We start from the raw sequence: 18,904 nt of genomic DNA, 5'->3' as shown, positions 1-18,904 counted from the left end.
TCAGCGCCTCCCCAGAAGGCCCTGGGGCCGGATATACATCACGAACACGAGCAGCAGCAGCGCCGGAATGGTGCGGTAGGCCGGCGAGACCAAATAGGCCGTCAGCGTCTCGAGATAGCCGACCACGAAGGCCGCGATCAGCGAGCCGGAGACGCTGCCGAGACCGCCGAGCACGACGATCGAGAACGCGCTCGCCGTCAGCGGTCCGACGCTGTAGGAGCTGACCCCTAGGAACATGCCGAGCAGCACGCCGGCGATGCCGGCGAGGATGCCGTAGATCGCCCACACCACGACGTAGATGTTGGTGAGCTCGAGCCCGAGCAGGGTGACGCCGCGCGGGTTCATCGACGCCGCCAGCACCGCCTTGCCGGTGCGGGTGCGGTTCACGAGCAGCCACAACAGCGCGATGACGAAGCAGCACACGATCGCTGTGAAGATCTCGTTCCGCGGCGTGCGGACGCCGAGGATCTCGACCACGCCCTCGACGATCGGCAGCACGGTCTTGGCGTTGTTGGTGAAGAAATAGGCGATCAGCTCCTGGATCATGATGCCCCAGAGCAGCGTTCCCGTCAGGACGAAGATCTCCTTCTCCTCATTGGGGATGCGCCGGGAGTCCTGAATGGGCTTCACCACCGCGAAATAGGTCGCAAAGGCGGTGAGGAGAGCGACGGCGACCCCGATCAGCGCACCGGCATAGGTGCCGACGTTGAGGATGCTCGCAGCGGCCCAGGCCGCCACCGCTGCGGCCACCATGATGGCACCGTGGGAGAGGTTGAGCACGCCGGAGACGCCGAAGATCAGGGTGAAGCCGGTGGCACCGAGAGCGTAGAGAGCGCTGATGGCAAAGCCATCGATTAGAATTTGGAAAGCTCGCATCTATGATTGGCCAGGTGGCAGTGCGACTGCCGCTTTGAGGGAAGGTGCTGCGGAGAGCCGCATGTGGAAGCTCCCGGGAGGTGGTCCCGGGAGCATGTCCTGCTAGTTGCTGAGCTTGATGAAGCTCGGGAACTTGACGTCGACCTTGGCGACGTCCTTGGGCCAGACCGCGCTCTGCTTGCCGTCCTGCCATTGCAGCATCAGCCCGGTGATCAGGCCCTTGCCATATTTGATCGAGTGGGTGAACGGATCGTCCTTGCCGTAGAACTGGACGCGGCCGATCGTGCCTTCCCAGTCGGTCTTCTCGAGCGCGGCGACGAGCTTGTCGGCGTCGGTCGAGCCGGCGCGCTTCACCGCGTCGGCGATGTAGTAGACCTCGTCATAAGCGGTGTAGCCGGCATAGGACGGATAATTGCCGAACTTCTTCTTGAAGTTCTCCGCGAACGGCACCGATTTCGGCGTCACCGCGACGCCGGGCCCGGAGACGCCCTGATAGAGCACGCCTTCGGCCGCCTGGTTGGTGTCCTTGCCGAAGGTCTCGTTGGTTGCCTGCGAGGAGATGCCGAACATCGGGATCGGCACCTGCTGGTTCTTCCACTGCACCGTCGGCTGCACGCCGACATGCGAGATGCCGGTGATGATCACATCGGGCTTGGCGCCCTCGATCTTGTTGAAGATCGGCGTGAAGTCGGTCGTATCGGGCGAGAAGCGGATGTGGTCGAGCACCTTCAGCCCGATCTTGGGCAGGCACTCCTCGTAGCCGATGTCGAGCGGCTTGGTCCAGGCGGCGTCCTCGCTCATGATGACCGCGGTCTTCATGTGCATCCTGTCGACCAGCAGGTCCTTGGCGCCGTCGCAGACCGAGAGCGCCAGCGCGGCCGAGGTCAGATAGCCGTGGAAGGTGTACTTGTTCTTCTCGTAATCGGCGTGGACGCTCTTGCTGATCTCGTTGGAGGCGGCGCCCGGCGTGACGAACGGCGTCTTCAGCCGCGAGGCCCAGGGCTCCAGCGCCAGCACGACCTCGCTGATATAGCTGGCAATGACCGCGTTGACCTTGTCCTCGTTCACCGCGCGCTGGAACGCACGCACTGAATCCGCCGACGAGGAGTGATTGTCGTAGGAGATGATCTCGATCTTGCGTCCGTCGACGCCGCCATTGGCGTTGATCTCGTCGGCGGCAAGCTGCGCCGCCTGTGGAATGGAGGCGCCGGCGATCGCCTGCGCTTCCGCGATCACGCCGATCTTGAGGGGATCGGCTGCAAGTGCCGCGCCTGACGCTGCCATCACCGCGCCCGTCGCGGCCGCACCGAGCGCTATTCGCAATGCAACAGAGAGTCGTTTTTTCATGTTGTTCTCTCCCTTTGAACAGGCCTCTTGTGAGCCATTATGTCGCAACTATAACGGCGGGGGCTCTCTCGGCAAGTGAAACCGCGTTCAGGATTGGGGAGACGGACTAAAGTCTAGCGCTGCGCAAATTGCGGGCAGGATAGCTGCGAGACACTCATGACGCGCGCAGGCATGCAGATTCTGTCGGCGGGCATGCGTGAGCGTCGAAGCGGGCGGTAGCCTACAAGACGAGCAGCGATGCCGGTTCAGCGCGCTTGCAGCAACGACGGATCGAGCGGCCTCAATCGGGCCGCATCGAATGGCGACAAGTCTACAGGCGTCGCATCTTTGGCAATGAGCTGCGCCAGCGCTTCGCCGGTGGCGGGCGCGTTGAGGATGCCCCAGACATTGTGCCCGGTCGCAACATAGAGGCCTTCGCTCTGCGGCACCTTGCCGATCAACGGCAGGCCATCCTCGGTCACCGGTCGGAAGCAGGCCTGCTGCGCGATGATCTTTTCGGGACGAAACAGTGGCGACAGCCGTTCGCACATGATTTGCAGGCGCGCGATCGCATCGACGTCCGGCGTCACGGCCGCCGGATCGAGCGGCAGCGGCGCGATGTCCGAGAGTGCGGTGATATGCGTGCTGCCGTCGGCGCGGGGAAACACCTCGATCGACACGGCGCTGCCGTCCTCGTCATACTCCAGGAACAACGCATCGGCCGGCACGTTGGGGCCGAGATCGTACACGATGCTCGGGCTGCGCTGGCCGTAGACAGCGGGCAGGGGCATCCATTGCGCGGCGAGCAGCGACCATGGTCCCATCGCGATCACGACAGCGTCCGCCTCAACGACGCTGCCTTCGACCTCGACACCCTTTGCGGTCGTGCCATTCGCATCGCGCACGATGCCCGTGATGCGGCCAACGCGAAGCTCGGCGCCTTGCGCGACTGCCGCGTTCATCACGGCCGACGTGAATTTGCGGGGATGAACGATCGCAGTCGTCTGCGTCGTACCGATGCGCTGCGCGATGACGACGCTGTTGGCGAGCCAGCCGAGCGCGGATGGCGCATTCCGGCGCGGATCGCCGTCGGAAGCAACAAAGCCGCTATACGCGGTCATCGGGCGATAGCCCCAATCACCGGCGATCTCCTGCGCCAGCTGCGCATGAAGCACAAAGCTCCGCCGGGCGAGTGCGTCGAGCGGCGAGCCGGCGCACCAGTCACGCGCCAGAAAGCCGCCGGCCTTGCCGGAGGCGGCGGCCGCGACCTCGGTCCGTTCGACCACGATGACCTCGATGCCGCGGCGCCGGAGAAACAAGGCGGTGCAGGCCCCGATCACGCCGCCGCCGCAGATCACAACGCGCATGGCTTGTTTCCTGACGATCCTCTTTGCATCGAAAGAACTATCCAAACAATTCGGCGCCGGCGAGGCACGCCGGCGCCGCGTCGTGATCCTGCTCGCCCCGCGTCAGCCTGGTCCTGCACCCTGCGTCGCGGTATACACCGCGTAGAGCGATTGGCTCGCGGCCATGAACAGGCGGTTGCGCTTGGGGCCGCCGAAGCAGACGTTGCCACACACTTCCGGCAGGCGGATGCGGCCGAGCAGCTTGCCTTCCGGCGACCACACCGTCACGCCGTTATAGCCGACGGCGCGCCCCGCGTTGCTGGAGGCCCAGACGTTGCCGTTGACGTCGCAGCGCACGCCGTCGGGCCCGCACTTCACGCCGTCGATCACGCAGTCGCTGAACTTCTTCACGTTGGAGAGCTTGTTGTCTGCGCCGAGGTCGAACACGAAGATCTCGCCCTTGCCGCCGGGCCCGGTGTCGCCCGGTCCCTTGCCGGTCGAGGCGACGTAGAGCTTCTTATAGTCGGGCGAGAAGCACAGGCCGTTGGGATCGGGCACCTGGTCCTCGGTGACGACGAGGTCGATGCGGCCCGAGGGATCGATGCGATAACAGTTGGTCGGCAGCTCGCGCTTGCCCGGCACGAAGCCGGCCGGCTGTCCGATCCGCGGATTGAGCTTGCCGCCCGCATTGCTCGGGCCGCCCGCGACGTCGGGCTCGCCTTCATAGAGCTGGCCGCCATAGGGAGGGTCGGTGAACCAGTAGCTGCCGTCGGGATGCGCGGCGACGTCGTTCGGCGAGTTCAGGCGTTTGCCCTGATAGGAGTCCGCGAGCACCGTGGCAGTGCCGTCGTGCTCGTAGCGCGTCACCCGCCGGGTCAGGTGTTCGCAGGAGAGCTGGCGGCCCTGGAAGTCGAACGAATTGCCGTTGGAATTGTTGGAGGGCGCGCGGAACACGCTGACGCGGCCGTCGTCCTCGGTCCAGCGCATCTGCCGGTTGTTGGGAATGTCGCTCCACAACAGATACCGGCCCTGCGCGCTCCAGGCCGGGCCTTCGGCCCACAACAGGCCGGTGTAGAGGCGCTTGATCGCGGTGTTGGGCTGCGCCAGGTCGTTGAAGGAGGGATCGACGGCGATGATGTCGGGGTCCCAGAAATAAGTCGTCGGCGCGCCGTTGGGACCGAAGTCGCGCGGCGGGGTGGTGATCGTCGTTGGCGGTGCGGCAGGTCCGGTCTGGGCCAGCGCTGGGCCGGCCACGGTCGCCGCAGCGCCGATCGCAAGTCCCCGCACAAGTGTTCGTCGTGAAAGCGCAGCATCCTGGTCACGCTGCTCTGGGCGTTTCATCGCGTCCTCCCGGTTATGTTCGGCTGGCCGGTTGATCCGGCCGAGCGGGCGAAGGTTAGTCCTGTCCGCGGCCGGTTGCGAGGGGCTGGTTCGCATCCTCCGCGCGATGCCGCGAGAACGCCGCAACATCGCCGCATTGCGGCTGTGCAAGGCGACAATTCGTCCCGCGCAGTTAACCGGGCGCGGTTTTAGGACCTGTCAAGCCTTGACCTCGCCCGCGATGCTGGCAGAACGTCGTGCAGGCGAAAAAGGTCGGAGCTTTATGGTGCTAGGTGTCGTCGTCCTGATCATACTGCTCGCGATCGCGTTTGCGGCCGGCTATTTCACGCGCGGCCACGTCTCCCGCAAACGACGCGCGGAGGCGCGCCGCTGGCGCGAATATAGCGAGCCGGACTGGCTCCGCGCCGCCGCGCCGGCCAATACCAACGAGGCCGCAAACACCAACGCGGCTGCCACCGGCGAGCTCGGCCAGATGCTGGACCGTTGGGAAAGCCGGGCGCGCGCGCGCCGCGCGGGATAGCCTGACCGCGACGCGGGTGAGGGGAGCCACATCCGGGCGACCTTTCCCCCTATCGCTCCGATCTCGTGGGTCCCTCGCGCTGTCCGACGACCCCGTCATATTCCCATCCCGTGAATTCGGATTTGCCATATGGTTCGTGCGATGACCACCGGTCGCCGCGTCGCACATTGCAGATCTGGCGGCAGGTCAGTCCTCCTGACCATCTTTTGGCGTTGCAGTTGCCGCCATTTCTCGTCTAGAAACGGCGCATCGAGCCTCCCGGCAACCAACCGTCAACGGTTTTGACCGAGGATTTGAGGGCTCAAAAGGGTCTGGCAATGCTGATTCGCGGCCAAATCGATGGGATTTCGGGGGAGGTGGCTGTGGCCGCCGCCACGATCCCGGCCGCGCTGCTGCCCACCCTCCTGATTGGCGGCCTTCTTCTTACTTGCCCCTGAGGGCCGGCTGGGCGCCACGCGCCTGGGCGCTCAGGGGTTGGTCGAGATCACCGGACACCTCTAGCGCCCAGACCACTGACGGCGCACAAGCTCAAAAGGAATTCTGCAATGGCCCCCGTGAACAAGTCCGACAAGGACCGCGTCATCATTTTCGACACCACGCTGCGCGACGGCGAGCAGTGCCCCGGCGCCACCATGACCTTCGAGGAGAAGCTCGAGGTCGCCGAGATGCTGGATGATATGGGCGTCGACGTCATCGAGGCCGGCTTCCCGATCACCTCCGAAGGCGACTTCCAGGCGGTCAGCGAGATCGCCCGCCGTTCCAAGAACGCCGTCATCGCCGGCCTGTCGCGCGCACACCCGGCCGATATCGACCGCTGCGCCGAGGCGGTGAAATTTGCAAAGCGCGGCCGTGTCCACACCGTGATCGCGACCTCGCCGCTGCATATGCGGGTGAAGCTGAACAAGACCCCGGAGCAGGTGCTCGAGACCTCGGTCGCGATGGTCGCGCGCGCCCGCAACCAGATCGACGACGTCGAATGGTCGGCCGAAGACGGCACCCGCAGCGAGATGGACTATCTGTGCCGCATCGTGGAAGCGGTGATCAAGGCCGGCGCCACCACGGTGAACATCCCCGACACCGTCGGCTACACCACGCCCGACGAGTACACCCACTTCATGAAGACGCTGATCGAGCGCGTGCCGAATTCGGACAAGGCCGTGTTCTCCGTGCACTGCCATAACGACCTCGGCATGGCCGTGGCGAACTCGCTGGCCGGCATCGTCGGCGGCGCGCGTCAGGTCGAGTGCACCGTCAACGGCATCGGCGAGCGCGCCGGCAACGCCGCGCTGGAAGAGATCGTGATGGCGATCAACGTGCGCAACGACAAATTCCCGTACTGGAACAAGATCGACACGACGCAGCTCACCCGCGCCTCGAAGGTGGTGTCGGCGGCGACTTCGTTCCCGGTGCAGTACAACAAGGCCATCGTCGGCCGGAACGCCTTCGCGCATGAGAGCGGCATTCATCAGGACGGCGTGCTGAAGGATGCTTCCACCTACGAGATCATGCGGCCCGAGATGGTCGGCCTGAAGCAGTCCTCGCTGGTGCTGGGCAAGCATTCCGGCCGCCACGCCTTCGTGCACAAGCTGGAGGAGATGGGCTACAAGCTCGGCCCGAACCAGCTGGAAGATGCGTTCACGCGGATGAAGGCGCTCGCCGACCGCAAGAAGGACATCTACGACGAGGACATCGAGGCGCTGGTCGACGAAGAGATGGCGGCGTCGCACGACCGCATCAAGCTGACCTCGCTGACCGTGATCGCCGGCACCCATGGCCCGCAGCGCGCGACCATGAAGCTCGACGTCGACGGCCAGATCAAGATCGAGGAGGCCGAGGGCAACGGTCCTGTTGATGCGGTGTTCAACTGTATCAAGCGCCTGGTGCCGCACGAGGCCAAGCTCGAGCTGTACCAGGTCCACGCCGTCACCGAAGGCACCGACGCGCAGGCGGAAGTCTCGGTGCGGCTGTCCCATGACGGCCGTTCCATGACGGCGCGCGCGGCGGATCCGGATACGCTGGTGGCGTCCGCCAAGGCCTATCTCGGCGCGCTCAACAAGATCGTCATGAAGCGTCAGCGCGATACGGTGACGACGGCCGCGGCAAGCTGAGGCTTCATCCTCTCCAGTGCATCGGCAAACGCGGCGTCTTCGGCGCCGCGTTTTTCGTTTTGGGCTCGATGATGTGGAGGAGGGGGCGTCATAACATAATCGTTATCATAACGTCATGTTATCATTTCATTGACTCCAGCATCACGGCCCGCGCCCCGCTGCTGGAGAATTGAAATGTCGCTGACTGCTGGTTCGATCGCCTTCACCGGGTTCAACGGCGACGGCAACGACAATCTGTCCTTCGTTGCCCTGGCCGACATCCCGCAGGGCACGGTGATCAACTTCACCGACAGCAACTGGAACGGAACCAGCTTCGCCACCGGCAGCAATGCCGAAAGCACGATCGCCTGGACCGCGACCAGCGCGATTCCCGCCGGCACCGTCGTCGGCATCAACAACATCGGCCAGGGCACGCTCGGCGCCAGCGCCGGCTCGGTGAGCTTCACCAATGCCAACAACACCGGCCTGTCCAACGACAGCGAGGTCGTCTACGCCTATGTCGGTTCCGCGACGTCGCCGACCTTCCTCGCCGCGATCTCCAATGTCGGCTATGCGACCTCCGACGGCACGCTGACCGGCACCGGTCTCGTTGCCGGCCAGACCGCGGTCAGCTTCACCGGCGGCCTCGACATCGTCGGCTATATCGGCCAGCACTTCGGCTTGGCCAGCTATGCGGACTATCTCGCCGCGATCGGCGACACCGGCAATTGGATCACCCAGAACGGCAGCGGCGATCAGAGCGCCGATGGCAATACGCCGGACGCGCCGTTCCCGACCACGGCCTTCACCGTGGCGCCCCCGTCCGCGCAATTGATATCGTTCTCGCCGTCGAGCGTGTCGATCGTCGAAGGCGACAGCGGCACCAGGACCATGACCTTCACGGTTCTGCGCAGCGGCGGGACCATCGGCGCCGCGAGCTTCTCGGGCAGCTTCGCCGCCGGCACCACCAACGCCGCCGATTACGGCGGCACGTTGCCGCCCGCGACCTTCAGCGGCACCATCGCCGATGGCGCGACCTCGGCGACCATCACGGTTACGATTTCCGGCGACACCACCCCGGAGGCCGACGAGCGCTTCACGCTCACGCTCACCAGCGTCAACAACCCCGGCGCAGTGACCGCGATCGGCACCGCCACGGCGACCGGCACGATCACCAATGACGATGGAACGATCCTATCGGGCAATTCGTCGGCCCCCATCACGCTGGCCAACAACGACCATCTCACCATCTTCGGCACGCTGTCCGGTTCTACCCCGGTTACCTGGATCGGCGGCGGCACTTCGCCCGGCGTGCTGTTGGAGAATTTTGGCAAGATCGTTGGAACCAGTAGCGCGATAGTCAGCGGCGCGTCCGCAAGTGGCAGCTTCATCGTGAACAACGGCCCCGGCGGGACCATCACCGGAGAGACCGGCTCCGGCATCAACATTGATAGTGCGGCGAACACGACTATAACAGTGACAAACCGCGGCACCATTACCGGCATCTCCTCGACCGGCGCCGACGCCGACGGCATCGACGTCGATGGCCTGGTCTCGATCGACAATTTCGGAAACATCAGGTCATTCGGGCTCGTGGCCGCGGCCAACGGCCTTGGCGAGGCGCTCGCGATCGGCGGTGGCTTCGTCCACAACGAGGCGGTCGCCGGGATCGTCGGCGACCAGCGCGCGATCACCGTCGACGACAGCAACGGCGGCAAACCCTTCGGTGCCGTCTCCATCATCAATGACGGTTACATCCAAAGCAGGAGCGGACAGGCGATCTCCATCACCAGCACATTCGACAATACCATCGCCAACACCGGCTACATCGTCGGCAGCATCGCCATGGGCGGCGGTAATGATGGCCTGAGCAACAGGGGCGTCATCAAGGGCGATGTATCAATGGGAGCCGGGGACGACAGTATCACCCTCGTCAACAGCCTAGACGTGGCCGGGGGGCGCTCGGCCTTGAGCGGGACGATCGATGGCGGTGCGGGCACCGATACGATCAGTCTTTCGAGCACGGGCGTTTACTACGACCAGCTCGGCACCGTGATCAACGTCGAGAATCTTCACATTCAGAGCGGCAACTGGGGCCTCAGGGCTCTCGCCGGCTTTTCCGATATCAAGGTCGAGAGCGGAGCGACGGTGTACTTCGTTGATACGACCCCCAGCCCGTCACTCGGCGCCAAGACCATCTACAATGAGGGCGGGATCACGGCCCCGATCAGCACCCTCGGAAGCTTTGACGACACCATCACCAACAAGGGGAGTATTAACGGCGGCATCTTTACGGACGGCGGCGCAGACACGCTGACCAACAGCGGCTTGATCGGGTTGTATTCCGGTTCCACGATTAACCTTGGCGACGGCGACGATACCTTCACCAACAGCGGCACTGTCTCCGGCAATGTGCTGATGGGCGCCGGAAACGACACCATCAACCTTTTCACCGGTTCGACCATCACCGGTACGCTCGATGGCGGCGATGGCAACGACACGATCAACCTGTCGGGATCGGGCGGGACGCTTGGAAAGACCGTCGGCATCGAGAGTCTCGATGTGCGGAGCGGATACTGGACGACCAGTGCGGGCACGACTTATGCGGTTGTTACGGTGGAGACCGGCGCCAGCCTTGTGATGCAAGGCCAGAGTTCAGGCGGCATGGTGGCGCAGGGCGCTGCGCTCTATGTTTACGGCAGAGCCGATGCTGCCACCGTGCGCGGCGAGCAGTGGGTTATGTTCGGCGGCAAGGCGACGGGCACCTTCCTGGACGGCGGCAGCCAGAACGTCTACGGCGCGGTGGCGACCCAGACCACGATCGGCAACGGCGCGATCCAGTATCTCCATGGCAGCGCCATCACCACGATCCTCAACGACGGCGGCGCGCAGAATGTCTATTCCGACGGCACGGCGACCGGCACCAGGGTCAACACGGGCGGCGTGCAGAACGACTGGGGCACGGCGGGCGGAACGACGCTCGAAGGTGGGGCTCAATACGTGTTCGGCTCGGCAAGCACGACGACGCTCAATTCGGGCTTGCAGGTCGTTGAGAATGGCGGCACCGCCAACACCACGACGATCCATGGTGGCAATCAGGTCGTCTTCGGCGGTGGAACGGCGACCGGCACCATCATGGACGGCGGCAGCCAGGAGGTTTACGGCGCGGTGGCGACCCAGACCACGATCGGAAACGGCGCGATCCAGCATCTCCATGGCACCGCCGTCACCACGATCCTCAACGGCGGCGGCGCGCAGAACGTCTACGCCGACGGCACGGCGACCGGCACCACGGTCAATGCCGGCGGCGTCCAGGTCGATTGGGGCGCGGCCAGCGCCACCACCGTCAACGGCGGCGTGCAATATGTGTATGGCAGCGCGATCGGCACGACGGTCCTGGCCGGCACCCAGTACGTGCAGTCCGGCGGCAGCGCGGACGACACCACGATCGGCTCGGGTGCGCTCGCCTTTGTCCATTCGGGCGGCACGATGGACGATGTGATCTTCGCCGGTGCCAATGCCTCGCTGGTGCTTGCCCAGGCGTCGGCGCTCACCGGATCGATCTCCGGCTGGCAGGACCATGACAGCATCGATCTCGGCGACATCCTGTTCAACGACGGCTCCACGTCGCTCGCTTACTCGCAGAACAACGACGACACGGGTGGCACCCTGACCGTTTCGGACGGCACGCATGTTGCGACGTTGCACCTGCTCGGCCAATACACCGCCGCCGATTTTGCCATCGCGTCGGACGGACATGGCGGCACCCTGCTCACCGATCCGGCGCTTGCACCGCAGGTTGCGCTCGCACCGGCGCTGCATGGCTAAGGCCGGGAAGGCCAAGGTGCTGTAGTTGCGGGAACGCGGCGCCCTCGGCGTCGCGTTTTTCGTTTGACACACGATCACGTTATGCGGGGGTGCATCGCAATAAATATGTTATTAACATGTCATGTTAACGTCCCATTAACCGGCAGCGTCGCGCGCCCTCGCTGCTGGAGAATTTGGAATGCCCCTTTCCGCTGGTTCGATCGCCTTCACCGGTTTCAACGGCGACGGCAACGATAATTTGTCCTTTGTCGCCCTGACCGACATCCCGCAGGGCACTGTCATCAATTTCACCGACAGCAACTGGAACGGCTCCGCCTTCGCAACCGGCAGCAACGCCGAAAGCACGATCGCCTGGACTGCGACCGGCGCGATTCCCGCCGGCACCGTCATCGACATCAACAATATCGGCAAGGGCACGTTCGGCACCAGTGCCGGCTCGGCGACCTTCACCAACGCCAACAACACCGGCCTGTCCAACGACAGCGAGGTCGTCTACGCCTATGTCGGCACCTCGACGGCGCCGACCTTCCTCGCCGCGATCTCCAATGTCGGCTATGCGACCAGCGACGGCACGCTGACCGGGACGGGCCTCGTTGCCGGCCAGACCGCGGTCGGCTTCACCGGCGGCCTCGATATCGTCGGCTATAACGGTCCGCGCTCGGGCTTCGCCAGCTTCGCCGACTACCTCGCCGCGATCGGCAACACCGCCAATTGGGCCACCCAGAACGGCAGCGGCGACCAGAGCACCGACGGCACCACGCCCGACGCGCCGTTCCCGACCACCGCCTTCACCGTGGCCGCGCCCGCCACGCAGACGATCTCGTTCTCGTCGCCGAGCGTGTCGGTTGCCGAGGGGCAGAGCGGCACCAAGACCATGACTTTCACGGTTCTGCGCACCGGCGGCACCACCGGCGTGCTCAGCTTCTCCGGCAGCTTCGCCGCCGGCACCACCGATGCGGCCGATTTCGGCGGCACGCTTCCGGCCTCGACCTTCAGCGGCAGCTTCGCCGACGGTGCGTCCTCGGCGACCATCACCATCACGATCTCCGGCGACACCACCGCAGAGCCCGACGAGAGTTTTACGCTCACGCTCACCAGCGCCAGCAATCCGGGCGCGGCGGTCACGATCGGCACCGCGACGGCGACCGGCACCATTGCCAATGACGACGGCACTCTCGTCTCCGGCAACTCGTCGAACCCGATCACGCTGGCGAACAACGATCATCTGACCGTCCTCGCCGGCGCGACCCTGTCGGGCTCGACCCCGGTCACCTGGATCGGCGGCAGCACCTCGCCCGGCGCGCTGGTCGACAATTCCGGCACCATCACCGGCACCAGCCGCGCGATCGCCACCAGCGGCTCGGCGAGCGGCAGCCTCACCATCAACAACAACGCCGGCGCCACCATCACCGCGACCAAGGATGCGGTGAAGATCTCGAACCTGGTCTCGGGCAAGAGCGGCACCTTCACCATCAACAACGAGGGCACGATCTCCTCGACGGGAACCGGCAGCAATGCCGGCCAGGCGCTCGATCTCGACGACGTCAATTCGAGCGGCGCGCAAACCATCATCAACAACGCGGCCAGCGGCGTGATCTCGGCGGCCGATGCCGACGCGATCCGGCCCGGCGCCCACGCCACCATCAACAATTACGGCCAGATCGTCAGCCACAATGCCTCGGCGGCCTCGTCCGGCAACGACGCGATCGACTTCCAGTCGGTCAACACCGGCGGCGTGGTCAACAACTACGCCGGCGGAATCATCGACGGCGCCCGCCATGGCATCACCGGCGACCAGCCGATCACCGTCAACAACGACGGCACGATCACCGGCCGCAGCGGCTCCGGCATCAACATGGACAGCGCGCCGAACTCGACGACAACGGTGATCAAGCGCGGCACCATCACCGGCACGGCCGTCGGCGGTGCTGACGCCGACGGCGTCGATGTCGACGGTCTGGTCTCGATCGACAATTTCGGGACGATCGCGGCGGTCGGCCTGACCAGCGGCGCCAACGGCCTCAACGAGGCGCTCGCGATCGGCGGCGGCTTGGTCCACAACGAGGTGGGCGGCCTGATCATCAGCGATCAGCGCGCGATCACCGTGGACGACAGCAATGACGGTAGCGCCTTCGGCGTCATGACCATCATCAACGACGGCGCGATCCGCGGCAACAACGGCGAGGCGATCTCGATCGTCGGCACCTTCGGCGACACCGTCACCAACACGGGCAGCATTTTCGGCAGCGTCGCCACCGACGGCGGCAACGATACGCTCACCAACAGCGGCTCCATCGTCGGCGACGTCTCGATGGGCGCAGGCGACGACAGCATCAATCTCGCCACCGCTTCGATCGTCACCGGCACGATCGACGGCGGCGACGGCGTGGACACGCTGGTGCTGTCGGGCAGTGGCTCCGGTTCGCTCCTTGGCACGGTCGTCAATGTCGAGAAGCTCGACGTCCAGAGCGGCGTCTGGCGGATCAAGGACGCGGCCGGCTATTCTGACATCCGGGTCGAAAGCGGCGCGGCGGTCGTGCTGGAGGGCTCGGCCAATGGAATGGTGGTTGCTGCGGGCGCCGCGCAGCTGGTGTTCGGTCTGGCCTCGAACTCCGTGATCTCGGGCAATCAGTACATCCAGATCGGCGGCTCGGCCAACGGCACGACGGTCGAGGCCGGCGGCGAGCAGGATATCCTCGGCGGTGGTATCGCGACCAACACCACCGTGGACGGCGGCACCCAGAACGTCTTCGGCGTTGCGATCCAGACCACGGTCGCGAATGGCGGCATCCAGCACGTTCACAACAATGCTTTCAACACCATCGTCAATGCCGGGGGTGAGCAGAACGTCTACATCGACGGCAGTGCGACCGGATCCACCATCAATGCCGGCGGCATCCAGATCGATTGGGGCTTCACGATCATCACGACGATCAGCGGCGGCGGTCAGTACGTGTTCGGCTCGGCGAGCCTCACGACGATCAATTCGGGCCTGCAGGCCGTCGAGAGCGGCGGCACGGCCTCGGACACGACAATCCATGGCGGCGGGCAGGATGTCTATTTGGGTGGAACCGCGATCAACACCACGATGGATGGTGGTGTCCAGTCGGTCTATGGCGGCACGGTGGTCCAGACCACGATCAGCAATGGCGCTCTCCAGTATCTCCACGGCAACGCGTCGATGACGACGGTCAACGCCGGCAGCCTGCAGAGCGTCTACGCCGACGGTGCTGCGACCGGCACCACGATCAATGCCGGCGGAGTCCAGGTCGATTGGGGCGCCGCCAGCGCCACCATCGTCAGCGGCGGCGTGCAATATGTGTATGGCAGGGCGACCGACACGACGGTCCTGGCCGGCACGCAGCACGTGCAGGCCGGCGGCAGCGCGGATGACACCACGATCGGCTCGGGCGCGCTCGCCTTTGTCCACGCGGGCGGGAAGATCGACGATGTGATCTTCGCCGGTCCCAATGCTTCGCTGGTGTTGGCCCAGGCGTCGGCCTTCACGGGAACGATCTCCGGCTGGCAGGACCATGACAGTCTCGATCTCGGCGACATCCTGTTCAGCGACAGCCTGACCTCGCTGGCCTATGCGCAGAATGGCGACAACACCGGCGGCACGCTGACGGTCTCCGACGGCACCCACGTCGCGACGCTGCACTTGCTCGGTCAGTACAGCGCGGCCGATTTCGCGCTGTCCTCGGACGGGCACGGCGGTACCCTGATCACCGATCCGGCGATCGTGCAGCAGGCCCAACTCGCGCCGGCGCTGCACGGCTGATGTTGCGAGCGGCGGCAACGGCGATGGCGGGGTTTCCCTGCCATCGCCCTGCGTGAGCCAGTCCGGCAGGTTTCGCCTCCGGATACCGCATTTTTGCAAGCCGCCCCCTGCTAAGGGGCAATGGCGCCTGTGTCCGCTTCCCTATAATCCTGCCTTCAAGTCTTGAATCTAAGGCTTGGGGGCGACGGTTCGTGCCCCACCAAAAAACGTGTGGGAGGAAGCATGCGGAAACTCATTTGGGCTGCGGCATCGGTTGCGGTCTTGACCGGGGCGTTGGCCCTGACCGGGCCGGCATCGGCCCAATCGCCGATCATCATCAAGTTCAGTCACGTCGTCGCCACCGACACGCCGAAGGGCAAGGCGTCGGAGAAGTTCAAGGAGCTCGCCGAGAAGTACACCGGCGGCAAGGTCAAGATCGAAGTCTACCCGAACTCGACGCTCTACAAGGACAAGGAAGAGCTCGAGGCGCTCCAGCTCGGCAGCGTGCAGATGCTGGCGCCGTCCAATTCCAAATTCGGTCCGCTCGGCATCCGCGAGTTCGAGGTGTTCGATCTGCCTTACATCCTTCCGGACCTGAAGACGCTGCGGAAGGTGACGGAAGGCCCGCTCGGCCTGCGGCTGCTCAAGCTGCTGGACTCCAAGGGCATCACCGGCCTTGCCTATTGGGACAACGGCTTCAAGCAGATGAGCGCCAACAAGAAGCTGGTCACGCCCGCCGACTACCAGGGCGTCAAGTTCCGTATCCAGTCCTCGCGCGTGCTCCAGGCCCAGTTCAAGTCGCTTGGCTCGCTGCCGCAGGTGATGGCGTTCTCGGAAGTCTACCAGGCGCTGCAGACCGGCGTGGTCGACGGCCAGGAGAACACCTGGTCGAACATCTATACGCAGAAGATGCACGAGGTGCAAAAGTACATCACCGAGACCAATCACGGCTACATCGGCTACGTCGTGATCGTGAACAAGAAGTTCTGGGACGATCTGCCGGCCGACATCCGCGACCAGCTGTCGAAGGCGATGAAGGAAGCGACCGACTTCAACAACGCGCAGTCGCAGAAGGAGAACGACGACGCGCTGGCCGAGATCAAGAAGAGTGGCAAGAGCGAGATCATCAAGCTCACGCCGGCCCAGGACGAGGCGATGCGCAAGGCGATGGAGCCGGTCTACAAGGACGCCGCAGGCCGCGTCGGCCAGCCGCTGATCGACGAGTTCCAGAAGGAAGCCAAGAGCGCGACGAACTGATCCGGATCGACCATCAATGAAGGGGCTTCCGTGCGGCCTGCGCGGAGGCCCCTTTTTGTTGCAAATCGTTTCAGTCTGCATCTGAATGGACATTCAGGGGAGTTACATCTTCGTAAGAACGCTCTCTCTGTCCAAGTTGTAAGTTGCGCGTCAGCCGTCCGGCGCTCATCCTCACCAGCATCCTTCCAGAGGAGGTCCGTATGAGGAAGTTCACCATCGCCGCCATCGCCGTGCTCAGCATCGCCGGCTCGGGCGCGGTCTATGCCCAATTTCATCGCCCGTGGATGGAGCACTTCCGCCACGTCCGCATGAACCCGGAGGACCGCGCCGCCTTCGTCGACGCGCGCATCGCCGCCGTCCATGCCGGGCTGAAGCTCAACGCCGACCAGGAGAAGCTGTGGCCGCCGGTCGAGGCTGCCGTGCGCGACTTCGCCAAGCTGCGCATCGACCGCGCCAACGCGCGGATGAATGCCGGCCCGGGTGACGCCGGCAAGGACGCCGACAAGCCCGAGGATCCGGTCGCCCGCCTGCGCCGGCGCGCCGAGGACATGGGCGCGACCTCCGCCGCCCTGAAGAAGATCGCCGATGCCGCCGATCCGCTCTACAAGACGCTCGACGAGGGCCAGAAGCGGCGCCTTGCCGTGCTGACCCGCCACCGTGGCCCGTTCGGCGGCGGTGGGGACGGCCCGTCCCGACACTTCATGGAACGCGGCATGGACCGCATGATGGAGCGCGGCATGGACCGCTTCCACGGCGACCGTGACGGCGGCCCGGACCGGGATCGCGAGGGCCGGCTCTGAGCCACCCCGTATTTCCCGAGGAATTAACCCTGGGATCAGCCTTGGCGAAGCCGCTGGAATCCAGCGGCTTTTCGCATTTTCGGGCCTGTGGAAGAACCTTGGAAAACATGCGCCACATCGCTTGCCATATCCGGATCGCTTTGCTAAACGACCGGCCTCGCAAGGCATTGACCGCCTTTCGGGCGCATAGCTCAGTTGGTAGAGCAGCTGACTCTTAATCAGCGGGTCCCAGGTTCGAGCCCTGGTGCGCCCACCATATAAATCAAACACTTAGCGCTGATCGCAATACGGTAAGTGGCTTCATTTTACAGGTCATTTTACAGCTTTGTTCGCGCTTCGAGCTTCAGCACCGCGGCTTCGGCGAGCTGAATATCTCGGCCAAGATAGTGTGCATCGAGAATGGCCTCGACGTCCTTTAGCGAGTGACCAGTCACGGCCGCGATCTGCGGCACGCTCGCGCCGGCAATTGCCAACCGAACCACGGCGGTACCTCTCAGGTCGTGAAACGTGAGGCCGCTGATGCCAGCTCGTTCGCATGCCTTTGCCCACGATGTCCGAAAGCCATCTGACGTCCAGGGCCGCCCGAGCGTGTTCGTCAGGATGAGCGGTCCTCGGCGCTCGGTGGTGTCGAGTAGAGCTCGCAGAGGGCCTCCGGCGGGCATTGCGACACGCCGGCCGCCTTTCGACTGCCGAAGGCGAATATAAGGGCTCTCGTAGGCTGACCAAGGCAGTCGCAGCATGTCTCCCTGCCGTTGCCCGCTCCATAACGCCAAGATCAGCGCGAGCTGGATCTCGCTGGATGCGACCGCGAGGACAGCGGCAATGTCTTGCTCGGTCCAGACCTTTTCCTTGCGGTCCGCTACGTAGAGGCGGCCGCCGCGCTCGCATGGATTGGTGCTGACAATGCCGCGGTCCTTCGCGAAAGACAGGATGCGGGCCAACACCGTCCATGCCAGATCAGCCTTACGCGGCGTGTTTGCGTACTTGTCTCGCCAGCTCTTGAAGTCGCCGCGAATCCTACGGTCGGCGAGGGCAGCAATTGGCAAGTCGCCGAATTCTTCTTCAATCAGCTTTATGTATCTCAGGTAGTCACGGCGGGTAGACGCCGCGATCCTATTGAACTCTGGCGCCGCCTTGTATTGAGTGATGATCGACATGAACGACCTTGCGTTGGGCTTGCGCAAGTTCGCGTGTGCGTCTTGGTACTGCCGGACAAAGTCAGGGGTGCCCGGTATGGCCATGATCTGCGGACCGCCGCGATAGGCATAATAGTAGGTTTTCATCTCGCCGTTCGCGAGCGGCACCTTGACCTTATGAACTCCTTTCAGAACGACGCGCACGATTTTCTCTCCATTCGTCTAAAGCAGATGATTCTTGTTTCGGTTGGAGGCCGCTCATTGCGTCTAACGCGATGTCGATAGCTTTGAGATCCCAGCGCGTTGTACCGGCGAGCGGTGGTGCTTGAACAAATTGGTCGCCATGTCGTTCCGCCCCAGCGGCAAGTGTCCGCAAGGCTCGTCGAGGTCTGTTTGAGGGGATATAGCGGACTAGATTTGCTCGCGTCGAGTTCTTCGCATTTTGCCCCGTAGCAGCTGAGGATTTTAGAACGTCCTCCGTGGCGTGCGGTTTTGCTTGTGCGCTGCTCAATTGCGAGGACACGAAGCAGGCCAGCCGCGTCGGCCTATCGTGCGCCGGGACGTACTCCGATCTCGCTAATGAGCAGAATTATGGCCAAAAACTGTCCCCACAGGTGGCATCGTATG

At 64.3% G+C, this 18,904-nt stretch carries 11 protein-coding genes and 1 tRNA gene; 7 read left to right on the top strand and 5 right to left on the bottom strand.

All coding sequences use genetic code 11. The annotated features are described in order from the left end of the window. From AC5ZFO_RS08435 to AC5ZFO_RS08420, 4 genes are all read right to left on the bottom strand, one after another. On the bottom strand, positions 1 to 876 hold the full coding sequence (locus tag AC5ZFO_RS08435) for a branched-chain amino acid ABC transporter permease (RefSeq protein ID WP_282520663.1): 876 nt from the start codon (positions 874 to 876) through the stop codon (positions 1 to 3). Between the two features lie 102 nt (positions 877 to 978). Beyond that, positions 979 to 2,223: an ABC transporter substrate-binding protein gene (locus AC5ZFO_RS08430; protein WP_496121946.1), complete on the bottom strand. Its 1,245-nt coding sequence runs from the start codon at positions 2,221 to 2,223 to the stop codon at positions 979 to 981. A 245-nt stretch (positions 2,224 to 2,468) separates the two neighbouring features. After that, complete coding sequence (locus AC5ZFO_RS08425) at positions 2,469 to 3,569, bottom strand: NAD(P)/FAD-dependent oxidoreductase (RefSeq protein ID WP_496121945.1); 1,101 nt, start codon at positions 3,567 to 3,569, stop codon at positions 2,469 to 2,471. A gap of 102 nt (positions 3,570 to 3,671) precedes the next feature. After that, positions 3,672 to 4,889, bottom strand: a complete 1,218-nt coding sequence (locus tag AC5ZFO_RS08420) for an SMP-30/gluconolactonase/LRE family protein (protein ID WP_496121944.1) — start codon at positions 4,887 to 4,889, stop codon at positions 3,672 to 3,674. 265 nt (positions 4,890 to 5,154) lie between these two features. On the opposite strand from AC5ZFO_RS08420, the gene AC5ZFO_RS08415 reads away from it, so the two are divergent. From AC5ZFO_RS08415 to AC5ZFO_RS08385, 7 genes are all read left to right on the top strand, one after another. After that, complete coding sequence (locus AC5ZFO_RS08415; protein WP_282520878.1) at positions 5,155 to 5,409, top strand: hypothetical protein; 255 nt, start codon at positions 5,155 to 5,157, stop codon at positions 5,407 to 5,409. Positions 5,410 to 5,954: 545 nt separating this feature from the next. Continuing rightward, complete coding sequence (locus tag AC5ZFO_RS08410; protein WP_496121943.1) at positions 5,955 to 7,517, top strand: 2-isopropylmalate synthase; 1,563 nt, start codon at positions 5,955 to 5,957, stop codon at positions 7,515 to 7,517. Between the two features lie 174 nt (positions 7,518 to 7,691). Then, a complete protein-coding gene (locus AC5ZFO_RS08405; protein ID WP_496121942.1) occupies positions 7,692 to 11,324 on the top strand; it encodes a beta strand repeat-containing protein in 3,633 nt (1,210 codons plus the stop codon). Positions 11,325 to 11,502: 178 nt separating this feature from the next. Beyond that, positions 11,503 to 15,105, top strand: coding sequence for a beta strand repeat-containing protein (locus tag AC5ZFO_RS08400; protein ID WP_496121941.1), 3,603 nt, complete (start codon positions 11,503 to 11,505; stop codon positions 15,103 to 15,105). A gap of 222 nt (positions 15,106 to 15,327) precedes the next feature. Continuing rightward, the gene (locus tag AC5ZFO_RS08395; protein WP_496121940.1) at positions 15,328 to 16,341 is read left to right on the top strand and encodes a TRAP transporter substrate-binding protein; all 1,014 of its coding nucleotides are present in this window, start codon (positions 15,328 to 15,330) and stop codon (positions 16,339 to 16,341) included. A gap of 200 nt (positions 16,342 to 16,541) precedes the next feature. Then, complete coding sequence (locus AC5ZFO_RS08390) at positions 16,542 to 17,141, top strand: Spy/CpxP family protein refolding chaperone (protein ID WP_496121939.1); 600 nt, start codon at positions 16,542 to 16,544, stop codon at positions 17,139 to 17,141. A 180-nt stretch (positions 17,142 to 17,321) separates the two neighbouring features. Further along, positions 17,322 to 17,397 (top strand) — tRNA-Lys (locus AC5ZFO_RS08385). Between the two features lie 61 nt (positions 17,398 to 17,458). On the opposite strand, the gene AC5ZFO_RS08380 is transcribed toward AC5ZFO_RS08385, so the two are convergent. After that, complete coding sequence (locus AC5ZFO_RS08380; protein WP_282520672.1) at positions 17,459 to 18,481, bottom strand: tyrosine-type recombinase/integrase; 1,023 nt, start codon at positions 18,479 to 18,481, stop codon at positions 17,459 to 17,461. Between the last annotated feature and the right edge of the window lie 423 nt (positions 18,482 to 18,904).

It is taken from the genome of Bradyrhizobium sp. Unk1 (genome assembly GCF_059512345.1).
This window is presented reverse-complemented; position numbering and strand designations above follow the sequence as displayed.